This window comes from Streptomyces sp. PH10-H1 (assembly GCF_030063355.1).
Classification (GTDB): Bacteria; Actinomycetota; Actinomycetes; order Streptomycetales; family Streptomycetaceae; genus Actinacidiphila.
Genome location: NZ_JASISZ010000010.1, coordinates 48,423 through 69,126, shown reverse-complemented (window position 1 = coordinate 69,126; position 20,704 = coordinate 48,423). Strand labels below are relative to the sequence as shown.

26 protein-coding genes are annotated in these 20,704 nt (G+C 70.4%); 7 read left to right on the top strand and 19 right to left on the bottom strand.

Annotated features, from left to right (window positions below):
• Positions 1-20 precede the first annotated feature (20 nt).
• Together QMK24_RS09255 and QMK24_RS09250 are read right to left on the bottom strand one after the other, a co-directional pair.
• Positions 21-224: a hypothetical protein gene (locus QMK24_RS09255; RefSeq protein ID WP_283464847.1), complete on the bottom strand. Its 204-nt coding sequence runs from the start codon at positions 222-224 to the stop codon at positions 21-23.
• 343 nt (positions 225-567) lie between these two features.
• A complete protein-coding gene (locus QMK24_RS09250; protein WP_283464845.1) occupies positions 568-849 on the bottom strand; it encodes an acylphosphatase in 282 nt (93 codons plus the stop codon).
• A 122-nt stretch (positions 850-971) separates the two neighbouring features.
• On the opposite strand from QMK24_RS09250, the gene QMK24_RS09245 reads away from it, so the two are divergent.
• Both QMK24_RS09245 and QMK24_RS09240 read left to right on the top strand, forming a co-directional pair.
• Positions 972-1,823 carry a CAP domain-containing protein gene (locus QMK24_RS09245; RefSeq protein WP_283464844.1) on the top strand — a complete coding sequence of 284 codons (852 nt, stop codon included), beginning with the start codon at positions 972-974 and terminating at the stop codon, positions 1,821-1,823.
• Between the two features lie 70 nt (positions 1,824-1,893).
• The gene (locus tag QMK24_RS09240; RefSeq protein WP_283464842.1) at positions 1,894-2,304 is read left to right on the top strand and encodes a winged helix-turn-helix transcriptional regulator; all 411 of its coding nucleotides are present in this window, start codon (positions 1,894-1,896) and stop codon (positions 2,302-2,304) included.
• Here the strand turns inward: QMK24_RS09240 and mutM are convergent.
• The 10 genes from mutM to QMK24_RS09190 all read right to left on the bottom strand — a co-directional run bounded on the left by mutM (position 2,277) and on the right by QMK24_RS09190 (position 11,796).
• Positions 2,277-3,143, bottom strand: a complete 867-nt coding sequence (mutM, locus tag QMK24_RS09235; protein ID WP_283464840.1) for a bifunctional DNA-formamidopyrimidine glycosylase/DNA-(apurinic or apyrimidinic site) lyase — start codon at positions 3,141-3,143, stop codon at positions 2,277-2,279. The genes QMK24_RS09240 and mutM overlap by 28 nt on opposite strands.
• Positions 3,144-3,213: 70 nt before the next feature.
• The gene (gene rnc / locus QMK24_RS09230) at positions 3,214-3,951 is read right to left on the bottom strand and encodes a ribonuclease III (RefSeq protein ID WP_283464837.1); all 738 of its coding nucleotides are present in this window, start codon (positions 3,949-3,951) and stop codon (positions 3,214-3,216) included.
• 19 nt (positions 3,952-3,970) lie between these two features.
• On the bottom strand, positions 3,971-4,144 hold the full coding sequence (gene rpmF, locus QMK24_RS09225) for a 50S ribosomal protein L32 (protein ID WP_283464836.1): 174 nt from the start codon (positions 4,142-4,144) through the stop codon (positions 3,971-3,973).
• Positions 4,145-4,146: 2 nt separating this feature from the next.
• On the bottom strand, positions 4,147-4,764 hold the full coding sequence (locus QMK24_RS09220; RefSeq protein ID WP_283464835.1) for a YceD family protein: 618 nt from the start codon (positions 4,762-4,764) through the stop codon (positions 4,147-4,149).
• A 155-nt stretch (positions 4,765-4,919) separates the two neighbouring features.
• Positions 4,920-5,999 carry a cell division initiation protein gene (locus tag QMK24_RS09215; RefSeq protein ID WP_283464833.1) on the bottom strand — a complete coding sequence of 360 codons (1,080 nt, stop codon included), beginning with the start codon at positions 5,997-5,999 and terminating at the stop codon, positions 4,920-4,922.
• Positions 6,000-6,056: 57 nt separating this feature from the next.
• Positions 6,057-6,536, bottom strand: a complete 480-nt coding sequence (gene coaD, locus QMK24_RS09210; RefSeq protein WP_283464832.1) for a pantetheine-phosphate adenylyltransferase — start codon at positions 6,534-6,536, stop codon at positions 6,057-6,059.
• Positions 6,537-6,562: 26 nt separating this feature from the next.
• Positions 6,563-7,144 carry a 16S rRNA (guanine(966)-N(2))-methyltransferase RsmD gene (gene rsmD, locus QMK24_RS09205; protein WP_283464945.1) on the bottom strand — a complete coding sequence of 194 codons (582 nt, stop codon included), beginning with the start codon at positions 7,142-7,144 and terminating at the stop codon, positions 6,563-6,565.
• Positions 7,145-7,213: 69 nt separating this feature from the next.
• Positions 7,214-7,732: a hypothetical protein gene (locus QMK24_RS09200; RefSeq protein WP_283464831.1), complete on the bottom strand. Its 519-nt coding sequence runs from the start codon at positions 7,730-7,732 to the stop codon at positions 7,214-7,216.
• An 84-nt stretch (positions 7,733-7,816) separates the two neighbouring features.
• Positions 7,817-10,009 (bottom strand): ATP-dependent DNA helicase RecG, encoded by a 2,193-nt coding sequence (recG, locus tag QMK24_RS09195; protein WP_283464830.1) that lies wholly within the window; start codon positions 10,007-10,009, stop codon positions 7,817-7,819.
• A 92-nt stretch (positions 10,010-10,101) separates the two neighbouring features.
• Positions 10,102-11,796 carry a DAK2 domain-containing protein gene (locus QMK24_RS09190; protein ID WP_283464829.1) on the bottom strand — a complete coding sequence of 565 codons (1,695 nt, stop codon included), beginning with the start codon at positions 11,794-11,796 and terminating at the stop codon, positions 10,102-10,104.
• A gap of 209 nt (positions 11,797-12,005) precedes the next feature.
• On the opposite strand from QMK24_RS09190, the gene rpmB reads away from it, so the two are divergent.
• A complete protein-coding gene (rpmB, locus tag QMK24_RS09185) occupies positions 12,006-12,191 on the top strand; it encodes a 50S ribosomal protein L28 (protein ID WP_138356476.1) in 186 nt (61 codons plus the stop codon).
• A gap of 117 nt (positions 12,192-12,308) precedes the next feature.
• Here rpmB and thiD read toward each other — a convergent pair whose 3' ends face one another.
• Both thiD and QMK24_RS09175 read right to left on the bottom strand, forming a co-directional pair.
• Complete coding sequence (gene thiD / locus QMK24_RS09180) at positions 12,309-13,142, bottom strand: bifunctional hydroxymethylpyrimidine kinase/phosphomethylpyrimidine kinase (protein ID WP_283464828.1); 834 nt, start codon at positions 13,140-13,142, stop codon at positions 12,309-12,311.
• Between the two features lie 42 nt (positions 13,143-13,184).
• A complete protein-coding gene (locus QMK24_RS09175; RefSeq protein WP_283464827.1) occupies positions 13,185-14,165 on the bottom strand; it encodes a thiamine-phosphate kinase in 981 nt (326 codons plus the stop codon).
• Between the two features lie 148 nt (positions 14,166-14,313).
• Between QMK24_RS09175 and QMK24_RS09170 the strand changes: the two genes are divergently transcribed.
• Both QMK24_RS09170 and QMK24_RS09165 read left to right on the top strand, forming a co-directional pair.
• The gene (locus QMK24_RS09170; protein WP_283464826.1) at positions 14,314-14,547 is read left to right on the top strand and encodes an Lrp/AsnC family transcriptional regulator; all 234 of its coding nucleotides are present in this window, start codon (positions 14,314-14,316) and stop codon (positions 14,545-14,547) included.
• 20 nt (positions 14,548-14,567) lie between these two features.
• A complete protein-coding gene (locus tag QMK24_RS09165; RefSeq protein WP_283464825.1) occupies positions 14,568-15,047 on the top strand; it encodes a DUF3515 domain-containing protein in 480 nt (159 codons plus the stop codon).
• Between the two features lie 12 nt (positions 15,048-15,059).
• On the opposite strand, the gene QMK24_RS09160 is transcribed toward QMK24_RS09165, so the two are convergent.
• The 3 genes from QMK24_RS09160 to QMK24_RS09150 are packed head-to-tail and all read right to left on the bottom strand — an operon-like array spanning position 15,060 to position 18,074.
• Positions 15,060-16,214 (bottom strand): D-alanine--D-alanine ligase family protein, encoded by a 1,155-nt coding sequence (locus QMK24_RS09160; protein WP_283464824.1) that lies wholly within the window; start codon positions 16,212-16,214, stop codon positions 15,060-15,062.
• A 12-nt stretch (positions 16,215-16,226) separates the two neighbouring features.
• Entirely contained in the window at positions 16,227-17,228 is a 1,002-nt protein-coding gene (locus tag QMK24_RS09155) for an NAD(P)H-dependent glycerol-3-phosphate dehydrogenase (protein ID WP_283464823.1), read from the bottom strand.
• Positions 17,229-18,074, bottom strand: coding sequence for a lysophospholipid acyltransferase family protein (locus QMK24_RS09150; RefSeq protein WP_283464822.1), 846 nt, complete (start codon positions 18,072-18,074; stop codon positions 17,229-17,231). It lies immediately after the preceding gene.
• A 454-nt stretch (positions 18,075-18,528) separates the two neighbouring features.
• Here QMK24_RS09150 and cofC point away from each other — a divergent pair, with 454 nt between their 5' ends.
• Entirely contained in the window at positions 18,529-19,161 is a 633-nt protein-coding gene (cofC, locus tag QMK24_RS09145) for a 2-phospho-L-lactate guanylyltransferase (RefSeq protein WP_283464944.1), read from the top strand.
• An 84-nt stretch (positions 19,162-19,245) separates the two neighbouring features.
• Entirely contained in the window at positions 19,246-19,473 is a 228-nt protein-coding gene (locus QMK24_RS09140; RefSeq protein WP_283464820.1) for a hypothetical protein, read from the top strand.
• 154 nt (positions 19,474-19,627) lie between these two features.
• Here QMK24_RS09140 and QMK24_RS09135 read toward each other — a convergent pair whose 3' ends face one another.
• Entirely contained in the window at positions 19,628-20,269 is a 642-nt protein-coding gene (locus QMK24_RS09135) for an HU family DNA-binding protein (RefSeq protein WP_283464818.1), read from the bottom strand.
• A 124-nt stretch (positions 20,270-20,393) separates the two neighbouring features.
• Positions 20,394-20,627, bottom strand: coding sequence for an SCO5555 family protein (locus QMK24_RS09130; protein ID WP_283464817.1), 234 nt, complete (start codon positions 20,625-20,627; stop codon positions 20,394-20,396).
• Between the last annotated feature and the right edge of the window lie 77 nt (positions 20,628-20,704).

Here is a 20,704-nt window from a genome sequence, read left to right as displayed (position 1 = left end):
GTCCGGGTACTGGGTCCGGATCAGGCGAGTACGGGTTCCGCGCGAGATACATCGATGCTGCTGAGCAGCGACTCTTCGTGCGACGCCACAGTCAGTTCATCGTTCTCGGCCTGCATCCGAACGAGCTCGGACTCCAGATCCTGAACGCGCTGCTGAAGCCTTCGCATCTCGGCGAGGAGTCGCGGGTCGGGGCCGCCGACGTAACCGAGAAGCGCCTTTGCCATGATTGATGGTCCTCCACGCTGAGTGACCGACCGGGAGCGGTAGGGTCGTGAGTGAGGGGTATGTGCACCCGCGCGGAGCGCCGAAGCCGCCGCTTCGATTGCATTACGGCTACGATGCGCGGGGCTTCCAGCGTCTCACCAAATAGTTGGACGGTCAACACGATCACAGCCCAGTCCTCGGGTCGGCCTCAGAAAACACGGCGAAATAGCGCCGGCGGCTGCCCGTGGGGCGTCGAGATCATCCTCGATGTCGGCAGCCTTGCACGACACTCCGGATATGGCAACTGTCCCGCGGCACCTTGCCGTCGGTGAATGCCCGCGGCATGTACGCGCGGAGTGACCGTCAGCGGATCTCGAATCCGTCATAGCCACCGCGCGGCCGGCCCCAGATCTCGGTGACGCCGTCGACCCGGCCGGGCGTGTCCCCGGTACCCAGCCAGTCGAGCAGTTGTTCGCACTGCTTGCGTTCCCCCTCGGCCACGACCTGCACCCGGCCGTCCCCGAGGTTGCCGGCGTATCCGGTCAGACCGCCGATCCGCATCGCGTTGGCCCGGGTCCACCAGCGGAAACCGACGCCCTGGACGCGCCCGCGCACCCATGCCGTAAGCCGGACATTTTCGTTCATGTGCGCACGCTATCCCGTCAGTTGCGCAGGCTTCACTCCAGTCCCGTGCGTCGTTCGATACAGTCGCCCGGCAACAGGACTCACCCGTTCGGGTCAATCCGAGAAAGTGAGGACACCGCCACATGGGCCGCCACAGTCGCACAGTCGCCGAGACCGCCACGCCGCAGCGAGGCCACCGGGGTCGCCGGCGCCCGCACAGTCCCGTACGCACCGGACTGCTGGCGTCGTCCGCCGCCCTGGCCGTGGGCGCCGTGGCGATGTCCTCCGGGCTGCTGCCGTCGCTGAACGGACCGTCGGGTGGCCTCGGCCAGCGCGACAACGCCGCATCACGCACCCAGACGGACGGCTCGTCCGGCCCCTCGGTGACGGACGCCGGCTCCCCCACTCCGCAGACCGGTGGCCGCACGACCGCACCCACCAGCCGCGGCGGAACCCGCAGCAGCGCCCCGACGACGGCGCCCACGACCTCCGCCACCGCGACCGGCATCACCCCGTCCCCGAAGGTGACGCCCTCCCGTACGACGGCCGCCCCGTCGACCTCCCCCGCGGCCACGCAGACCCACACCCCCACCACGACGCCGACCCAGGACGGCAGCACCACCGCCGCCAAGGCCGCCGTGCTGTCGCTGGTGAACGCCGAGCGCGCCAAGGTCGGCTGCTCCCCCGTCGCCACGGACGCGTCGCTGGCCAAACTCGCCCAGGCGTTCAGTCAGGACATGGCGGCCCGCGACTTCTTCGATCACACCGACCCGGACGGCAGCACGCCCTGGGACCGGGCCAAGGCGGCCCGCATCACCAATCTCGGCGGGGAGAACATCGCCCGCGGCCAGGCCGACGCGGCGGCCGTGATGTCCGCCTGGATGAACAGCCCCGGCCACCGGGCCAACATCCTGAACTGCGACTACAAGACCCTCGGCGTGGGAGTCCACTTCGCTTCGGGCGGCCCCTGGTGGACACAGGACTTCGGGTTCTAGCAGGATCCAAATACTAACTTTTCGAAAGCGCAGCCTGTCGGTTAGCGCAATCCAGGCGTACGCTGCCCTTATGACCGACTGCCCCCAGCACGACGTGTCGCTGCAAGAACCCCAGCTCCCCTTCAACGTCTTCGCCCGCAGCTGCCCCTCACGCGGCACCCTGGAGCACGTGACGGGCCGCTGGGGAAGTCTGACGCTCGGCGCGCTTGGCGAGGACACGTTGCGCTTCAACGAGCTGCGCCGCCGGGTCGAGGGCGTGAGCGAGAAGATGCTCTCCCAGACGCTGCACGCGCTGGAACGCGACGGGCTGGTGCACCGCGAGGCGCAGGCGACCAACCCGCCGCGCGTCGAATACCGCCTCACCCCGCTGGGCCTGGACACCACCCAGCGGCTGCTCGACCTGATCCACCTGGTCGAAGGCCGGATGCCCGAGGTGCTGGCAGCCCGGCAGGCCTACGACGCGGAGCGCGCCGGGCGCTGACAGCGCGGGCAGAAGTAGCTGGAACGGTTCATCCAGGGGCGGCGGCGGATCGCGGTACCGCAGCGGCGGCACGGCTCGTCCTCCCGGCCGTAGGCGTCCAGCGACCGGTCGAAGTAGCCGGACTCACCATTCACGTTGACGTACAGGCTGTCGAAGCTCGTGCCGCCGGCCGCCCGCGCGTCCGCCATCACCTCGCGGACATGGGTCACCAGCTCGGCGGTCCTGGGCCGGGTCAGCGTCGCGGTGGGCCGTTCGTAGTGCAGCCGGGAGCGCCACAGCGCCTCGTCGGCGTAGATGTTGCCGACCCCGCTGATCAGCGACTGGTCGAGCAGGGCGCGCTTGATCGTGGTCCGGCGGCGGCGCAGCGCGGCGTGGAAGAGATCCTCGTCGAAGGCGTCGTCGAGCGGGTCCCTGGCGATGTGCGCGAGCGGTACGGGCAGGCCCTGTGGGTCCCCCGGTACGACGTCGTGGAGCGACAGGCCGCCGAAGGTGCGCTGGTCCACGAAGCGCAGCTCCGTCCCGAGCTCGTCGTCGAACCGGATCCGGATCCGCAGATGGGTCTCGTCCGGGGTCCCGTGCGGCTGGATGAGCAGCTGGCCGCTCATGCCGAGGTGTCCGAGCAGCGAGGTCTCGCCGTCCAGCGGCAGCCACAGATACTTGCCGCGGCGGCGGGCCGGGCCGATCCGCGCACCGGCCAGCCGGTCCGCGAAGTCCTCCGAACCCGCGAGATGACGGCGGACGGCGCGCGGATGCAGCACCTCCGCGTCCGCGACGGTGCGGCCGGTGACCCAGCGCTCCAGCCCGATGCGGACGACTTCGACCTCAGGCAGCTCGGGCACCGCTCCTCCTCCGGGTACGCGTCGAGCCCACCGGCTGAGTGCCGGTGGGCTCGTACTGACGTGTGTGCGTTCAGCTCGCCGCGGTTGCGGATTCGCGAATCGCACGCCAGGCGGACTCGGCCGCCTGCTGTTCTGCTTCCTTCTTGCTGCGGCCGGTGCCGGCGCCGTACTCGACACCACCGACGCGGGCGGCAGCCGTGAAGGTCTTCTCGTGGTCGGGGCCCGATTCGGTGACCACATACTCGGGGACACCGAGACCCTCGCTCGCGGTCAGCTCCTGGAGACTGGTCTTCCAGTCCAGGCCTGCCCCGAGGTTGGACGACTTCTCGATCAGTGGATCGAAGAGCCGGTGGACGAACTCGGAAGCGGCGTCCAGCCCCTGGTCCAGGTAGACCGCGCCGATGACCGCCTCGAGGGTGTCCGCGAGGATCGATGCCTTGTCCCGGCCGCCGGTGCCTTCCTCACCCCGTCCGAGACGGATGAATCCGCCCAGGTCGAGGTCGCGACTCACTTCCGCCAGCGCACGCGAGTTGACCACCGCGGCCCGCAACTTGGCCAGCTGGCCTTCGGGCAGGTCGGGGTGGGTGCGGTACAGCGTGTCCGTGACCACCAGACCGAGCACGGAGTCCCCGAGGAACTCCAGCCGCTCATTGGTGGGCAGACCGCCGTTCTCGTACGCGAACGAGCGATGGGTCAGCGCACGCACCAGAAGGGCGGGCTCGAGTGTGTACCCGAGCCGCCCTTCCAGAAGCGTGTGAGACCAGGCTGTGTCCGCCGGCGCCTGCTTCGGCGATTTGGCGTCTGACATGGAGCCTGTCACCCGCCGATCAGACCTCGAGGACCTGACGACGGTTGTACGTGCCGCAGCTCGGGCACGCGATGTGGCTCTGCTTCGGCTGGTGGCAGCTCTCGCACGCCACCAGGCTCGGAACAACAGCCTTCCACTGCGCACGGCGGTGGCGCGTGTTGCTGCGCGACATCTTCCGCTTCGGAACAGCCACGGCTACTTCTCCTGGTTCTCGTCGGCGCCCTGGTCGGCACCGCTCTTCTTAAATTCCTGCAGGGCCGCCCAACGGATGTCGGCGACCTCATGGTGGTGGTCCGGATCGTCCGCGAGCCGCTCTCCGCACTCGGAGCACAGTCCCGGGCAGTCTTCCTGACACACCGGCTGCAGCGGCAGTGCGAGCACCACCGCGTCCCGCAGCGCGGGTTCGAGATCGAACAGGTCGTCCTCGAGGAAGAGAGCCTCCTCCTCCGCGTCGTCACCGGCTTCGTCCTTGCGGGCGGTCCGGGTGTCGGCGTCGGGGTAGGAGTACATCTCCTGGAATTCCGCATCGAGCTTGCGCTCGAACGGCTCCAGACACCTTACGCACTCCCCTGTGAGCGGCGCACGGACGGTACCTGTGACAAGTACCCCTTCCATGACCGACTCCAAGCGGAGCTCCAGCTGTACGGGCGCGTTCTCGGGCACCGTGATGACCTCGATACCGAGGTCCTTCGGTGCCGGAACCGAACGGGAGACCTTCCGCATCGAACCAGGACGACGACCCAGCTCATGCGTGTCGAACACGAGCGGGTCGCGGTGGTCGAGACGGGGGGTTTTCAGGGCTTCCTCTTTCATCGGTCCGGCTTGCCCTCACCCGGGGGGTGGGCAGCCCGAAGAGCCGGCGATTCACACGGCTGGAAAGGTCAGGATACTGGACGTGCGCCAAGGACCCAACTCGCCCCTTCCCTGCCCCGCCGGCCGCCGGTCCCACCGGCCGCTGGCGAGCGCCGTCAGCGGCCCTGCTCCAGCTCCCGCAGCCGGTTCAGGTCGATCATGCCGGTGTCGAACAGGCTGGTCTCGTCCAGGGCGGCGGCCTGGTGCTGATGCTGCTGGTGCTGCTGCTGGGCGTAGGGCTGCTGCTCTTGCGGGAACTGCGCCTGCGGGTCGGCGTAGGCCTGCTGCTGCTGTCCGTAGTCCGGCTGGTAGCCGTATCCGGCCTGCTCCGGGTAGCCCTGCTGCTGTGCGGCGTACGGGTCGGAGTACGCGGCCTGCTGGACGTACTCCTGCTGCTGGTAGCCGTAGTCGGGGGCGGGGACGGGCGTCGCGTCGTACGTGTAGTCCGTCTGCTGGGCCTGCTCGGGGACCGGGGCCGCCAGGCCCGCCATGAACTCGGCGTCGGTCTGGTGGCCGGCCGCCGCGTCCGCGGCGTCCTGGGCCGCCATGTGGGCGCCCAGCTCGTCCTCGACGCTGTGGCCGGTCAGTTTCAGCCGGCCGCGGCCGACGGCCTCCAGGGTCTTGGAGAGCACCGCCTCGAAGGCTCCGAGCTTCGTGGCCACATAGTCGTCGGCCCGGCGGCGCAGGGTCTCCGGGTCGGCGCTGCGTTCGGGGGCGTCCGCGTCCTCGTAGCCCTGCTCGTCCAGGCCGGGACCCTGGCCGAGCAGCTTCTCGCGGCCCCGGTCGACGGAGCCGATGGTCTTGGTGAGGACGACCTCGAAATTGGCGAGCTTGCTGTCCACGTAGTCGTCGGCCTCGGCGCGGATCTCCTCCGCCTCACGGCGGGCCTCGGCCACGATCCGCTCCGCCTCGCCCTGGGACTGCCGGGCGACCTGGGTGTCCGAGATCAGCGAGCCGCGCTCGGCGTGCGCGGACTCGATGATCCGGTTCGCTTCGAGGCGGGCGTCCTCGACCATCTGCTCACGGCCGCCGAGCAGTGCTTCGGCCTGCGACAGCGAGTCGGGGAGCGCCGAGCGCACCTCCTCGAGCCTGCTCAGCAGCTCGGCGCGGTTGACCACGCAGGAGGCGGACATCGGCATGGACCGCGCGCCTTCGATGGCCGCGACGATCTCGTCGAGCTTCTTCTGCACGTCCACGGGGCGTCAGTCTTTCCTCGGCGGGGCCCGGCCGGGTCCGGACGGGACATGCAGACTCTAGCGCTGCCCGAGCCGGTCGTTGAGAGCCGCCAGGATCGCCGGCGGCACCAAGTGGGAGATGTCGCCGCCCCATTGGGCCACCTCCTTGACGAGACTGGAGGACAGGAAGCTGTAGGTGGGGTTGGTGGGGACGAAGAGCGTCTCGACCCCGGACAGCCCGATGTTCATCTGGGCCATCTGCAGCTCGTAGTCGAAGTCGCTGACCGCGCGCAGGCCCTTGACGATGGCCGGGATGTCGCGCTGCTTGCAGAAGTCGACGAGCAGGCCGTGGAACGCCTCGACCTGCACGTTCCCGAACTCCGCGGTCACTTCCTGGATCAGGGAGATGCGCTCCTCGACAGAGAACAGACCCTGCTTGGACTGGTTGATCATCACCGCCACGTACACGGTGTCGTACAGCCTGGAGGCGCGGGCGATGATGTCGAGATGTCCATTGGTGATGGGATCGAAGGACCCCGGACAGACTGCGCGACGCAACTGAGACTCCTCGCTCTCCGGGCCGTTCATGACTCGGCGGTAACTTCGGCGGCGCGACCGTACCAAAGGGTCGCCTCGCCGTAGCGACGGGCCCTGACTGCCTCGAAGCCGACCGGCCAGGGAGAGACTCCGCCGCGGGTGCGCCGTTCCACGGTGACGATCGCCCCGTCATCCAGCCACCCCTGGATCCGCAGTGTGAGCAGGATCTCCCGGAGATCCTCGGCTGACAGGTCGTACGGCGGGTCCAGGAAGGCCACGTCGAACGGCCGCGCGGGCGCCGGGCCGGCGAGGATCTGCTCGGCCCTGGCGGCCCGTACCTCGGCGCCCGGCAGCCCGATCATCTGGACGTTCTCCCTGATGGTGCGGGCCGCGACCGGATCGGCCTCGACCAGCAGGACGTGCTCGGCGCCGCGCGACAGCGCCTCCAGGCCGACCGCCCCGGAGCCGCCGTACAGATCCAGCACCCTGGCTCCGTGCAGCGTGCCGCGCAGCGACGTCCAGGTGGAGAACAGGCCCTCCTTGGCGCGGTCCGAGGTGGGGCGGGTCCCATTGCCCGGAGGCACGGCCAGGCGGCGGCCACCGGCGGCTCCGGCGATCACGCGGGTCATCTCGTCGGTCACGTCCTCGACATCGTGGGGGAAACGACGCGAGCAACGTCGTTCCCCCACGATACGGAGTCACTCCGAGCCGGGCTCCTCCACGGCTCCCACCAGGGAGGCGGAGGCGTATCGGGACCAGGAGAGGCAGCCGTCGGGCGGGCAGTACTCGGGGCGGCGCGGGTCGTGACCCAGCTCACGCAGTTTGGTGCGGACCGAATCCGGCGTCCGCCCGAAGCGGGCGGCTATCCGGGCAACGGTCTCGCTGTCGTGGAACCGGCGCAGCAGTTCCTCCTCGTGCTGCGGCACCCAGGGGGCGCCGTGGCCGGGGAAGAGCTCACGGAGCACGTCACGGTCGGGGATCGGTTCCGATACGTCGGCGACGAGGGCCAGGGCGCGCAGCGCGCGGTTGAGCGCGATCCGCAGGGACGGGACATCCGCCATGGGCAGGCGCAGGTCGCCGGAGGCGAGGAGGGTGCCGGGGTCTTCCTCACTCCAGCCGGAGAGGGTGAGAGTGACGGTGGTGTCGTCGTCGCTGGCGAGCTCGATCCGGAAGACCTTGTCGCCGAGCGGCAGTTCGTTGAGATGACGGAACGACATGCTTTTGCCCCCAAAGGTCCATCGACTTGGACTACGTCCATTCTCTCAGGGGGCACTGACAATCAGCCTGCTCAGCAAGGCCGTTCAGCCTTTGTCGAGGTACTCCTCGCGGTCCGCGTCGAGCAGGCTCTCCAGGGCGCTGCGGAGGTCCGGGTGGCCGGCCAGATCCGGGTCGGCGGCGACCAGGGCGGTGGCCTCGTCACGGGCGGCGGCGATGACCTCCTCGTCGTCGATGACGGTCAGCATGCGCAGGGACGAGCGGGTGCCGGACTGGGCCTGGCCGAGGACGTCGCCCTCGCGGCGCTGCTCCAGGTCGACACGGGACAGCTCGAAGCCGTCCAGGGTCGCGGCGACGGCGGCGAGGCGCTGCCGGGCGGGGCTCGCCTCGTGCGCCTCGGAGACGAGCAGGCAGAGGCCCGGGGCGGAGCCGCGGCCTACCCGGCCGCGCAGCTGGTGGAGCTGTGAGACGCCGAAGCGGTCGGCGTCCATGATCACCATGACAGTGGAGTTCGGGACGTTGACGCCGACCTCGATGACCGTGGTCGCCACGAGGACGTCCACCCGGCCGGCGGCGAACCGGCGCATCACGTCGTCCTTGGCGTCCGGCTGCATCCTGCCGTGCAGAATCTCGACCCGCAGCCCGGCCAGCGGCCCCTTGGCGAGCTGCTCGGCGATGTCGAGGACGGCCAGCGGCGGCCGGCGCTCCGCGTCGTCCGGCTTCTTCTTCGCGTCCTCCTCGTCGCCGATGCGCGGGCAGACCACGTACGCCTGATGGCCGTTCTCGACCTCCTCGCGAACCCGTTCCCAGGCGCGGGACAGGAAGTGCGGCTTGTCCTTCGCGGGGACGACATGGGTGGCGATCGGCGAGCGGCCCGCGGGCAGCTGGTCCAGGACGGAGGTCTCCAGATCGCCGAAGACGGTCATGGCGACCGTGCGCGGGATCGGGGTCGCGGTCATCACCAGCAGGTGCGGGGGTTTGGCTGACTTGGCGCGCAGCGCGTCCCGCTGCTCGACGCCGAAGCGGTGCTGCTCGTCGACCACGACCAGGCCCAGATCGTGGAACTGGACCTTGTCCTCGATCAGCGCATGCGTGCCGATCACGATCCCGGCGTCCCCGCTGATCAGGTCGAGCAGCGCCTGGCGGCGGGCGGGCACCCCCATGGAGCCGGTGAGCAGCACGATCTTGGTGGCGTTCTCCGCCCCGCCGAGCATGCCGCCGCCCGCGAGGTCGCCCATCATCTCGGTGATCGACCGGTGGTGCTGCTGCGCGAGCACTTCGGTCGGTGCGAGCATCGCGGCCTGGCCGCCGGAGTCGACGACGGCGAGCATGGCGCGCAGGGCCACCAGCGTCTTGCCGGAGCCGACCTCGCCCTGCAGGAGGCGGTGCATGGGGTGGTCGGTCGAGAGGTCATGGAAGATCTCCGCCGAGACCTTCAGCTGGCCCTCGGTGAGGGTGAACGGCAGCCGGGCGTCGAAGGTGGTCATCAGCCCGTCGGCGCGCGGGGTGCGCGGGGTGGCGGGCAGCGCGGAATCGGCGGCCCGGCGGCGGGCCAGCGCGACCTGGAGGACGTATGCCTCGTCCCATTTCAGCCGGTCCCTGGCCTCGGCGATATCGGCCTTGGTGCGCGGCCGGTGGACCTTCTCCAGCGCCTCGGAGAGCGGGGCGAGACCGCGCGCCTCGCGCAGCGCGGCCGGCAGCGGTTCGCCGACGCCCGCCCAGCCGGTGGCCTCCATCGAGTTGAGAACCGTCTGCACGGACTGGGCGATCTGCCAGGAGCTGATCTGCTTGCACGCCGGGTAGAGCGGGATCTGCTGGTTCGCGAACAACGCGGCCGCTTCCCCGCCGTCCTTGCCGTCGTCCGCGTCGAGCAGCTGGTAGTCGGGGTGCGCGAGCTGCCGCGTGCGGTTGAAGACCGACACCTTGCCGGAGAACATGCCACGGCGGCCGGGGATCAGCCGGTGGGCGTGCGCGTGCGCCGCCTTGCTGAAGAACACCAGCGTCAGCGACCCGCTGCCGTCGGTGACGACGACTTCCAGCCGGACGCCGGTCCCTCCGTTGTACGTCCTCTTGTCCGCCTTGGCGACCTCCGCGACGACGGTGACGTGTTCGTCGAGCGGCAGGTCGGCGAGGCGCGTGAGCTCTCCGCGTTCGGCGTACCGGCGCGGGTAGTGGTGCAGCAGATCGCCGACGGTGTGCAGGTCGAGGTGGTCGGCGAGCACCTTCGCGGTGCGGTCTCCGACGACTTTGCGCAGTGATTCGTCAAGGGCAGCAGACATCGCCGTCCATCTTGGCCTATGGGACCGACATTCGTCGGCGCCCAGCGGCTGGCCCGGAGGCCGCGCCGCTGTCGAAGCCGCGATGGATACGGCTACTCCACGCCGATGAGCAGCGGGCAGGTCTGCTGGCCGCCCTGGTAGACGACGGTGTCCACCGCGAGGTGGCTGCCCTGGACGTGGGCCTCGATGCGGTCCGCGAGATCCGGCGGGGCGTCGGCGCCGAGGACGAGGGTGACCATCTCGCCGCCCGCGGCGAGCATCCGGTCCAGGACGATGGTGCCGGTCTCGACGAGGTTTCCGCCGATGACCGCGACATCGCCGTCGATCAGGCCGAGGACGTCGCCGGCCTGGCAGATGCCGGCCATGGTCCAGGACTGGTGCTCGGCGACGGCCAGTTCGGCGTAGCGGGTGGCGCCGGCCGCCGAGGTCATGGCGACGACGTCCTCGTCGAAGCGCCGTGCGGGCTCGTGGACGGCGAGCGCGGCGATGCCCTGGACCGGGGAGCGGGTGGGGATGAGGGCGACCCGTACGCCGTCGGCTCGGGCCCGGTCCGCGGCGACGCCCGCGGCGTGCCGCAGTTCCGCGTCGTTCGGGAGGAGCACCACCTCGCGGGCGTTCGCCCGGCGGATCGCGGCCGCGATCTCACCGCTGGCGGGCGGGTCGCCGGGCCGTACGGCGACGACGGTCGCGCCGGCCTGCGCGCAGAGTTCGGCCAGCCCGTCGCCCCGTACGACGGCGACGACCGCGCGCCGCACGCGCTCTCGCGGCCTCACGCTGTCCGGCTCCTGGTGCCGGGCACCGGAGGCCGGGCGGGCGCGGGTGTCGGCCTCGGTGTCGGGCCGGTCGCGGGACTGGTCGCCGAAGTGGGTGACCCGGATCCGGTAGGGGCGGCCGGCCTCGATTCCGGCCTCGATGGCGGCTCCCGCGTCGTCCACGTGGACGTGGACGTTCCACAGTCCGTCGCCGCCGACGACCACCAGGGAGTCCCCGAGGCCGTCCAGGCGGCCGCGCAGAGCGGGCAGGGCGGCGTCCGCCGCCTCCAGCAGGTAGATCACCTCGAAGGCGGGGCCGCCGGGGACGATGTGGGGGTCGGGTCCTTCGCTCCCGCCGCAGCCGTACGGGACGGCGGTCGCGTAGTCGGCCAGCGGCCCCATCGGCACCTCGCCGGAGAGCGCGTCGACGAGCGCGCCGAGCACCGCCACCAGCCCGCGCCCGCCCGCGTCCACGACGCCGGCCCGGTCGAGCACGTCGAGCTGCCCCGGGGTGGCCGCGAGCGCGATGCGAGCACCCTCGTGGGCGGCTCTCGCGACGGCCACCAGCCCGCCCTCATGGCGTTCCGCGGCGCCGGCCGCCTCGGTGGCGACGGTGAGCATCGTGCCCTCGACGGGGTGGGCGACCGCCAGATACGCGGATCCGGCGGCCCTGCGCAGTGCCCTGCGCAGCAGTTCCGCGTCGCTGCCGCCCTCCGTGAGGACCTCCGTCATGCCGCGCAGCAGCTGCGCGAGGATGGTGCCGGAGTTGCCGCGGGCTCCTATCAGGGCGCCGTGGGCCATGGCGCCGAAGGCCTGGGCGAGGTCGGGCCGGGCACCGGAGGCGCCGTGACCGTCGAATACCGCCTCGACGGACTGCGCGGCGGATTCCATCGTCAGATACAGATTGGTGCCGGTGTCCCCGTCGGCGACCGGATAGACGTTGATCGCGTCGATCTCCTCGCGGGCCCGGCCCAGCGCCTGGAGGGCCAGTCGGCACCACGCGCGCACCGCGGAAGCGTCGAGCGTGTGCGGCACCAAGTCCTCCTGCGGGACACCGGAAACGGAGACTGCTGCAGGTGAGAGTAGCCGTGACCCCGATCACGGCGGCAGTCGGCCCGGAACGGGGGACCTCGTAACCATGGTAGTTTCGTTGTCCGGGAGTGGTCGTTGTATGCTGCTCCGGTTGTCCGGGAGTCTCCCGGGCTTTTCACTGTAAGTGCATCTCGAAGTCTTTGGAGTGACCCGTGGCTGCCAACTGCGACGTCTGCGGCAAGGGGCCGGGCTTCGGCAACGCTATTTCGCACTCGCACCGCCGTACACCCCGTCGTTGGAACCCCAACATCCAGCGGGTGCGTGCTGTGGTCGGTCGGACGCCGAAGCGCCTCAATGTCTGCACCTCGTGCATCAAGGCCGGTAAGGTCTCGCGCTGACGCGTACACGTCGTAGCAGCGCAGCCTTGCGGCTACTCGAAGCCGGTCCACCTCAGGGTGGACCGGTTTTCTTGCGTTCTCAGCGTCGCTCACGGGTGCCGACCTGCCGGCGCTGACTCACGGGCGCTGACGCCAGGCGTGGTCGACCGGGCCGATACCACCGCCCAGCGGGAATCCGGCCGCGATGGCGCCCGTGATGTACTCCTTGGCCGCGCCCACCGCCTCCGGCACGTCGAGTCCCAGCGCCAGGAACGACGCGATGGCGCTGGCGAGGGTGCAGCCGGTGCCGTGGGTGTGCCGGTTGTCGTGCCGTGCGGCGCGGAACCAGAGGTCCCGCGAGCCGTCGGAGAGCAGGTCCACGGCGTCGCCCTCGAGATGCCCGCCCTTGATCAGGACCCAGCGCGGCCCGTACGCCAGCACCGCTTCCGCCGCCCCGTGCATCGCGGCCTCACCGTCCACGACGACGCCGGTCAGCTGGGTGACCTCGTCGAGGTTCGGGGTGGCGACGGTGGCCACCGGCAGCAGCGCGGTGCGGACGGTCTCCAGGGCCTCGGCCGCCAGCAGGGAGTCCCCGTGCTTGGAGATGCCGACCGGGTCGACGACCACCGGGACGCCGACATCCGCCAGCAGACCGGCCACCTCGGCGGCGATCGCGGCCGAGGAGAGCATCCCGGTCTTGACGGCCTGGACGCCGATGTCGTCCACCACGCTGCGGAACTGCGCGCGGACGGCCGCCACGGGCAGCTCCCAGGCCCCCTGGACGCCCAGCGAGTTCTGCGCGGTGACCGCCGTCACCACACTCATGCCGTGCACGCCCAGTGCCAGCATCGTCTTCAGGTCGGCCTGGATGCCCGCACCGCCGCCGGAATCGGATCCGGCGACGGTGAGCACCCGCGGCGGCCGTGCAGGCAGCGGCGCAGGCAGCGGCGCGGACGGCGGAGGTATACGCATACCGGTGAATCTAGTCCCCGTTCATGATCCGTCGGACAGGCCCTATTCCTCGCCGCCGAGTCCCGAGGCGTCGCCGAAGTGGTCCCAGCCGCCGGCCTTGTCCCAGGCCGCGCCGTCCACGGTGACCTGCGGGGTGCCGGGTGCCTTCAGCACCTCGCCGATCACCCGCCAGCGGGCCGGAAGCTTCACGTCGGGCGGGAAGGCCGCGACGATCGCGTGGTCCTCTCCCCCGGTCAGCACCCAGTGCAGCGGGTCCACGCCGACCGCCTGCCCGATGTCGGACATCTGCGCCGGCACGTCGATGTCAGCGGACTTCAGATCGATCAGCACCCCGCTGGCCGTCGCGATGTGGCCGAGGTCGGCCACCAGGCCGTCGCTGACGTCCGTCATCGCGGTGGCGCCGAGCTCGGCGGCCGCCGGGCCCGCGTGGTACGGCGGCTCGGGCCGCCGGTGCGCCTCGACGAAGGCACGCGGCGAGCGGAAGCCGCGCGACAGCACCGCGAGTCCGGCCGCCGACCAGCCCAGCCAGCCGGTCACCGCGATGACGTCGCCGGGCCGGGCGCCGGACCGGGTGACGGGCTCGCGGTTGCAGAGGTCGCCGAGAGCGGTGATCGCGACCGTGATCGTGTCGCCGCGCACCACGTCGCCGCCGACCACCGCGGCACCCGCGACCTGGCACTCGTCCCGGATCCCGTCCATCAGCTCGATCGGCCAGGTGGCCGGCAGCTCCGCCGGGACGACCAGGGCCAGCAGGACGGCGGTGGGCACCGCGCCCATCGCGGCGATGTCCGCGAGATTCTGCGCCGCGGCCTTGCGGCCGACGTCATAGGCGGTGGACCAGTCACGCCGGAAGTGCCGCCCTTCGAGCAGCACATCGGTGGTGGCGACCACCCGGCGGTCCGGCGCCGCCACCACCGCGGCGTCGTCCCCCGGCCCCAGGCGTACATTGGGAGTGGTCGTGAGCCGGGAGGTCAACTCCCTGATCAACCCGAACTCCCCCAACTCGCCCACGGTCCCCTTCATCTGTTTGTCCCTTTCACGTCGTCATTCCCCTGGAGATTCCGCTCAAAGCGAGTGCTCGGTACCGCGCGGGTCTCCCCGCGCCGTGCGGTGACGCGATAACGTGGCGTCCCCCCTCCCACATGATCCTCGAAGCCGCCCTGGAGGTTCCGTGGTACAGGCGTACATCTTGATCCAGACCGAGGTTGGGAAGGCCTCGGCAGTAGCGGAGACGATTGCGAAGATCTCCGGCGTTCTTCAGGCCGAAGACGTCACCGGTCCCTACGACGTCATCGTCCGGGCCCAGGCAGAAACGGTCGACGACCTGGGCCGCATGGTGGTCGCGAAGGTACAGCAGGTGGACGGGATCACCCGTACTCTGACCTGTCCCGTCGTCCATCTGTAGCCCCCGACTATGCTCGTCCGGTGATAGCTTTTCGCCGGTTCGCGCTGATTTCCGTTGCCGCCGTCGCGTGCTTGTCCGCGGCGGCGGTCTTCGTTTCCGCAGCCGGTCCGGTCGATGGGACACCCGTACCGGCTCCGGACGCGCGGGCCGCCGTCTACTGCCGTGCGCTGCACAGGGATCTGCCGCACTCGGTCAATGGACTCGGCGTGCATGGTCTCAGGCCCGCGTCCGACTTCACCGCCGGGTGGGGCGATCCGGCGATCGTGCTGCGCTGCGGGGTGCCGCGGCCGGAGGCGATGAACGATTCCAGCGCGGACTCGGTGGAGGTGAACGGTGTCGGCTGGCTGATCCAGGCCCAGGGCGACGGGAGCTTCAAGCTCACCACCACGCTCCGCAAGACGTACGTCGAGGTCACCCTCCCCAAGAAGTACGCCGGCGACGTCGGTCCCCTCACCGACCTCGCCGACGCCGTCAAGAAGACGATCCCGAACGAGCTCTGACCCGATCCAGCGTCAGCGCAGCCCGGTACGGCGGCGCAGCGCGGCCTGGATCAGCCGGTCCACCAGCTCCGGGTAGCTCACCCCGGTCTCCTGCCACATCCGCGGGTACATCGAGATGGGCGTGAAGCCGGGCATCGTGTTGATCTCGTTGATCACGAACTCTCCGCTGTCGAGCAGGAAGAAGTCCGCGCGGACCAGGCCCTCGCAGGAGACCGAGTCGAAGGCCTGGACGGCGAGCCGCTGGACCTCGGCGGTCTGCTCGGGGGTGAGCGGCGCCGGCACGATGCCTTCGGCCGAGTCGATGTACTTGGCCTCGAAGTCGTAGAAGGCGTGCGCGGTGACCGGCGGGATCTCGGCAGGGACGCTGGCGCGGGGCCCGTCCTCGAACTCCAGGACGCCGCATTCGATCTCCCGGCCGCGCAGCAGCGACTCGATGATGACCTTGGGGTCGTGGCGCCTGGCCTCTTCGATCGCCTCATCGAGACCGGACGGGTCGTCGACCTTGCTGATGCCCATCGACGAACCGGCGCGGGCGGGCTTCACGAAGAGCGGCCAGCCGTGTTCCGCGGCGAAGTCCACGATGTTCCTGCGGGCCGACGCCTGGTCGTTCTCCCATGCGCGGGGGCGGATCACCAGGTAGGGACCGACCGGCAGTCCGAAGGAGATGAAGACCCGCTTCATGTACTCCTTGTCCATGCCGACGGCCGACGCGAGCACGCCGGCGCCCACGTAGGGCACGCCGGACAGCTCCAGCAGGCCCTGCAGGGTGCCGTCCTCGCCGTACGGGCCGTGCAGCACGGGGAAGACGACATCGACCTCGCCGAGGACCTTGGGGACCGCTCCGGGCTCCGTGTAGACGACCTCGCGGCTGGCCGGGTCGACCGGGAGCACGACGGTGCCGTCATGGTCGGTGACCTGCTCGACGGTCGGCATCCGGCGGTCGGTGATCGCCATCCGGTCCGGATCGTCGCTGGTCAGCGCCCAGCGGCCGTCGGCCGTGATCCCGATGGGAAGCACGTCGTACTTCGAGCGGTCGATCGAGCGCAGCACACTGGCCGCGGTGACCACGGACACCCCGTGCTCGGAACTGCGCCCGCCGAAGACGACGGCGACCCGCGGCTTGCGAATCCGGTGGTCAGGGCTCTGGAAAGAAGGCAGGTTGCTCATGTCGCGTTGACCTTACCGTTCCGGCTTCGCGGAGCGGGACATCAGCTCCTTGAGGGCGACGACGGGTTGTTTCCCGTTGTGCACGATGTCCACGACGGTCTCGGTGATCGGCATGTCGACACCGTGCCGGCGGGCCAGATCGGCCACCGACTCGCAGGACTTCACGCCCTCGGCGGTCTGGCTGGTGGCGGCGATGGTCTCGGCGAGCGTCATCCCGCGCCCGAGGTTCGTACCGAAGGTGTGATTGCGCGACAGCGGCGACGAGCAGGTGGTGACGAGGTCGCCGAGGCCCGCCAGGCCGGAGAAGGTGAGCGGGTCGGCGCCGAGCGCGATGCCGAGCCGGGTGGTCTCGGCCAGCCCCCGGGTGATCAGCGAGCCCTTGGTGTTGTCGCCCAGGCCCATGCCGTCGGCGATGCCGACGGCGAGGCCGATCACGTTCTTGACGGCGCCGCCGAGTTCGCAGCCGATCACGTCGGTGTTGGTGTACGGGCGGAAATACGCGGTATGACAGGCCTTCTGCAGCCGCTTGGCGACCACTTCGTCCTGGCAGGCGACCACGGAGGCGGCGGGCTGACGGGCGGCGATCGGTTTGGCGAGATTGGGTCCCGACAGCACGGCGACCCGGTCGGGGCCGACCTTGGCGACCTCCTCGATGACCTCGCTCATCCGCTTGGTCGTGCCGAGTTCGATCCCCTTCATCAGGCTGACCAGCACGGAGTCCGGCGGGAACAGCGGCGCCCACTCGGCCAGGTTGCCGCGCAGCGTCTGCGACGGCACGGCGAGGAATACGAACTCGGCGTCGCGGGCGGCCTCGGCGGGGTCGGTGGTGGCCCGGACGCCCGGCGGGAGCTGGATACCCGGAAGGTAGTCCGGGTTGGTGTGGGTGGTGTTGATGGCGGCGACGAGTTCGGGGCGGCGGCCCCACATCGTCACCTGGCAGCCGGCGTCGGCCAGCACCATCGCGAAAGCCGTGCCCCATGAGCCGGTTCCGTACACCGCGCAGCGCGTGGTCACTTACGCATCCTCCTGCTGATCCGTCGGATTCTTCACGGGCTGCTGCACGATGCTCCCGGCCTTCTCGGCCTTGCGGGCCTTCTCGGCCTTGCGGGCCATCTCGGCCCTGTCGGCCTTCACCGCGCGGCGGACGCGGGCGGCCTGGCGCGGGTCGTAGCGCTCGGCGGGCGCGCGCTCGCCGCGCAGTACCCCGAGCAGTTCACTGATCTCCGCCATGATCACGTCGGTGACCTCGCGCAGCACCTCGGCGGTGGGCTCCAGCCCGTAGAACCGTGTCAGGTCGACGGGCGGGCCGGCCAGGACCCGCAGGGTCTTGCGGGGGAAGAGCTCCAGCCTCTTGCCCTTGGCGTACGGCGGCATCGCCTCGTTGGCGCCCCACTGCGCGACGGGGACGACCGGCGCCCTGGTGAGCAGCGCGACCCGGGCGACGCCGGTCTTGCCGACCATCGGCCACTGGCCGGGATCACGGGTCAGAGTGCCTTCCGGATAGAAGGCGACGCATTCGCCGGAGTTGATCGCGTCGACGGCGGCGCGGAACGCGTTGGCGGCGTCGGTGGACTCCCGGTACACCGGAATCTGGCCCGTTCCGCGCAGCATCGTGCCGACAAAGAAGATCTTGAAGAGCCCGGCCTTGGCGAGCAGCCTCGGCACCCGCCCGGTGTTGTACTGGAAATGGCCGTACGACAGCGGGTCGAGGTAAGAGTTGTGGTTGACCGCCGTGATGAATCCACCGTCGGCCGGAATGTGCTCCATTCCCCGCCAGTCCCGCTTGAAGAAGACAAGAAGCGGCGGTTTCGCGATGACGGCTGCGAGCCGGTACCAGAAGCCGATTCTGCGGCGGGACACCAGAACTTCCTCCTCATTGCACGGGGCGGCACCAGTGCAGCCGCACAAGTGTCGCCGGTACGCACACCGTAACGCCAAGGGCAGGTGAGCCGAAGGGCGCGCCCCTGCCGAAAGCGACGAGGCCAAGCCCCTGAGGAACGAAGGGGCGCAGCGCCGAGGAGCGTCGGCAGGGGATTGACGCGCCCGGAGGCGAACCGCCGGCGGAGAGGGCAGGTGAGCCGAAGGGCGCGCCCCTGCCGAAAGCGACGAGGCCAAGCCCCTGAGGAACGAAGGGGCGCAGCGCCGAGGAGCGTCGGCAGGGGATTGACGCGCCCGGAGGCGAACCGCCGGCAGAGGGGGCAGGTGAGCCGAAGGGCGCGCCCCTGGGGAATGAGAACGGGCCAAGCCCGCGGCGGCGGACCGGTCTCGGCCGCGCGGGCGGGGCCCGCACAATGGTTCGGTGTCCGCTCCCGTCATGTGGTCTCTCGTCGTACCGCTGAAGCCGCTCGCCGTGGCCAAGAGCCGGCTGGCGCCGTCGGCGGGGCCGGTACGGCCGGGGCTGGCGCTGGCGTTCGCCCAGGACACGGTGGCAGCCGCGCTGGCCTGCGCGGAGGTACGGAGCGTGACCGTTGTCACCGACGATCCGCTGGCGGCGGCGGAACTGGCCGCCCTGGGGGCGCGGATCGTCCCCGACTCCCCGGCGGCGGGACTCAACGCGGCCCTCGCATACGGCGGGCACCGCATCCGGGCGGTCGGCCCCGACGCGGCCGTAGCGGCTCTGAACGCCGATCTCCCGGCCCTGCGCCCCGCCGAGCTGTCCGCGGTGCTCAATGCCGCCGCGCGAGCCCCAGGGAGGGCATTTCTGGCCGATGCGGCGGCGATCGGCACCACGCTGCTCACCGCGCCGCCGGGTCATGACCTCGCACCGGCGTTCGGCGGTGCCTCCCGGGCCCGGCACCGCGCCTCCGGCGCAAGGGAGATCACGCTGCGCGGCGTGGACTCCGTGCGCCAGGACGTCGACACCCTCGCCGATCTGCGGGTGGCCCTCGCCCTGGGGGTCGGCCCGCGCACCGCGGACGTCGCCGCGGAGCTGCTGATCACGGACTGAACGGTGTCCCGACTGAACGGTGTCCCGACCGAACGGTGTCCCGACGATGTCCCGACGGCCGGGATGTTCACTAGGCTGCGGGACATGCAGGCGACCGCGTACACATACGACCCAGGGACCCGTGGCGGCAGTGTGCTGCTCGACGACGGGACTCCGCTGCCCTTCGACGCGGCGGCCTTCGACGCGGGCGGCCTGCGGCTGCTGCGGCCGGGCCAGCGGGTGCGGATCCGCACCGAAGGGGACGGCGACGACCGCCGGGTGGTCTTCCTGACGCTGCAGACCTTCGCGGATCCCCAGGCGCCCCGGGCGTAACGGCCCCTGGCCGCACATCACCGCCACAGTCGCCACAGGCACAGGCACAGGCACCACAGACACAGCCACCGGCACCACGGCCGCCCCAGTCCGGGAAACGGCGCGGGCCGGGCTCCCCAAAGGGAGCCCGGCCCGTCGCGGCCTGCGGGTGGGACTACTTCTTGATGACCCGCTTCGCAGGGGACTTGCGCGCGGCGGTCTTCTTCGCCGGCGCCTTCTTCGCCGTGGCCTTCTTGGCCGGGGCGGTCTTCTTGGCGGTCGCCTTCTTGGCGGTGGCGGCCTTCTTCGCGGTGGCGGCCTTCTTGGCCGGCGTCGCCTTCTTGGCCGGGGAGGCCTTCTTGGCGGTCACCGTCTTCTTCGCGGGGGCTGCCTTCTTGGCGGTCACGGCCTTCTTCGCCGCCGTGGCCTTCTTGGCGGTGGCCTTCTTGGCCGCGGCCTTGGCGGTGGTGCGGGTGGAAGCCCCGCCACTCAGGCTGCCCTTGGGGGCCTTCTTGACCGCGACCTCGGTCTTCGAGAGCTTCTTGGCCCCGCTGACCAGGTCCTTGAAGCCCTGCCCCGCGCGGAAACGCGGAACGGAGGTCTTCTTGACCCGGACCCGCTCCCCGGTCTGGGGGTTGCGGGCGTAGCGGGCGGGACGATCGACCTTCTCGAACGAACCGAATCCGGTGACCGATACCCGGTCGCCGGAGACGACCGCGCGGACGATCGCGTCGAGAACCGCGTCAACCGCGTCCGCGGCGGCCTGACGACCGCCCACCTTGTCGGCAATCGCTTCTACGAGCTGCGCCTTGTTCACGTCTTCCCCTTCGGAAACTTTGCCCGGCGAATGAGTACGGGCTTTTTCGCACGTTAGGCGGATATATACCGCAAATCAAATACGAAACGGGCGAATCACCCTTGTGCCGCAACGAACTCGGCTCTCAGACAGTTCCTCGATCAAGAAATCCGCCCTCGTCGAGCTCCCTCATCAAGGCGTCCAGACGCCGTGCCGCACCTGCGAGATCATGCTTGGCCGCGGCGGTCACGACGAGGAGTTTCCGGTTCAACTGCAGCCTTACGTCATCGGGCACTTGGAGATTTGCGACGCGTGCGTGCGCCTCCTTGAGTCGCGCTGCGAGGACCCCGTAGAGCTCGAGTTGGCCATCGCGATCCATATGCCGATTGTGCCATCTGCGGTGAGTTGTCACGCACGACAGGGCCAATGTCTCGCCCGACAGGGCCAATACGGTGG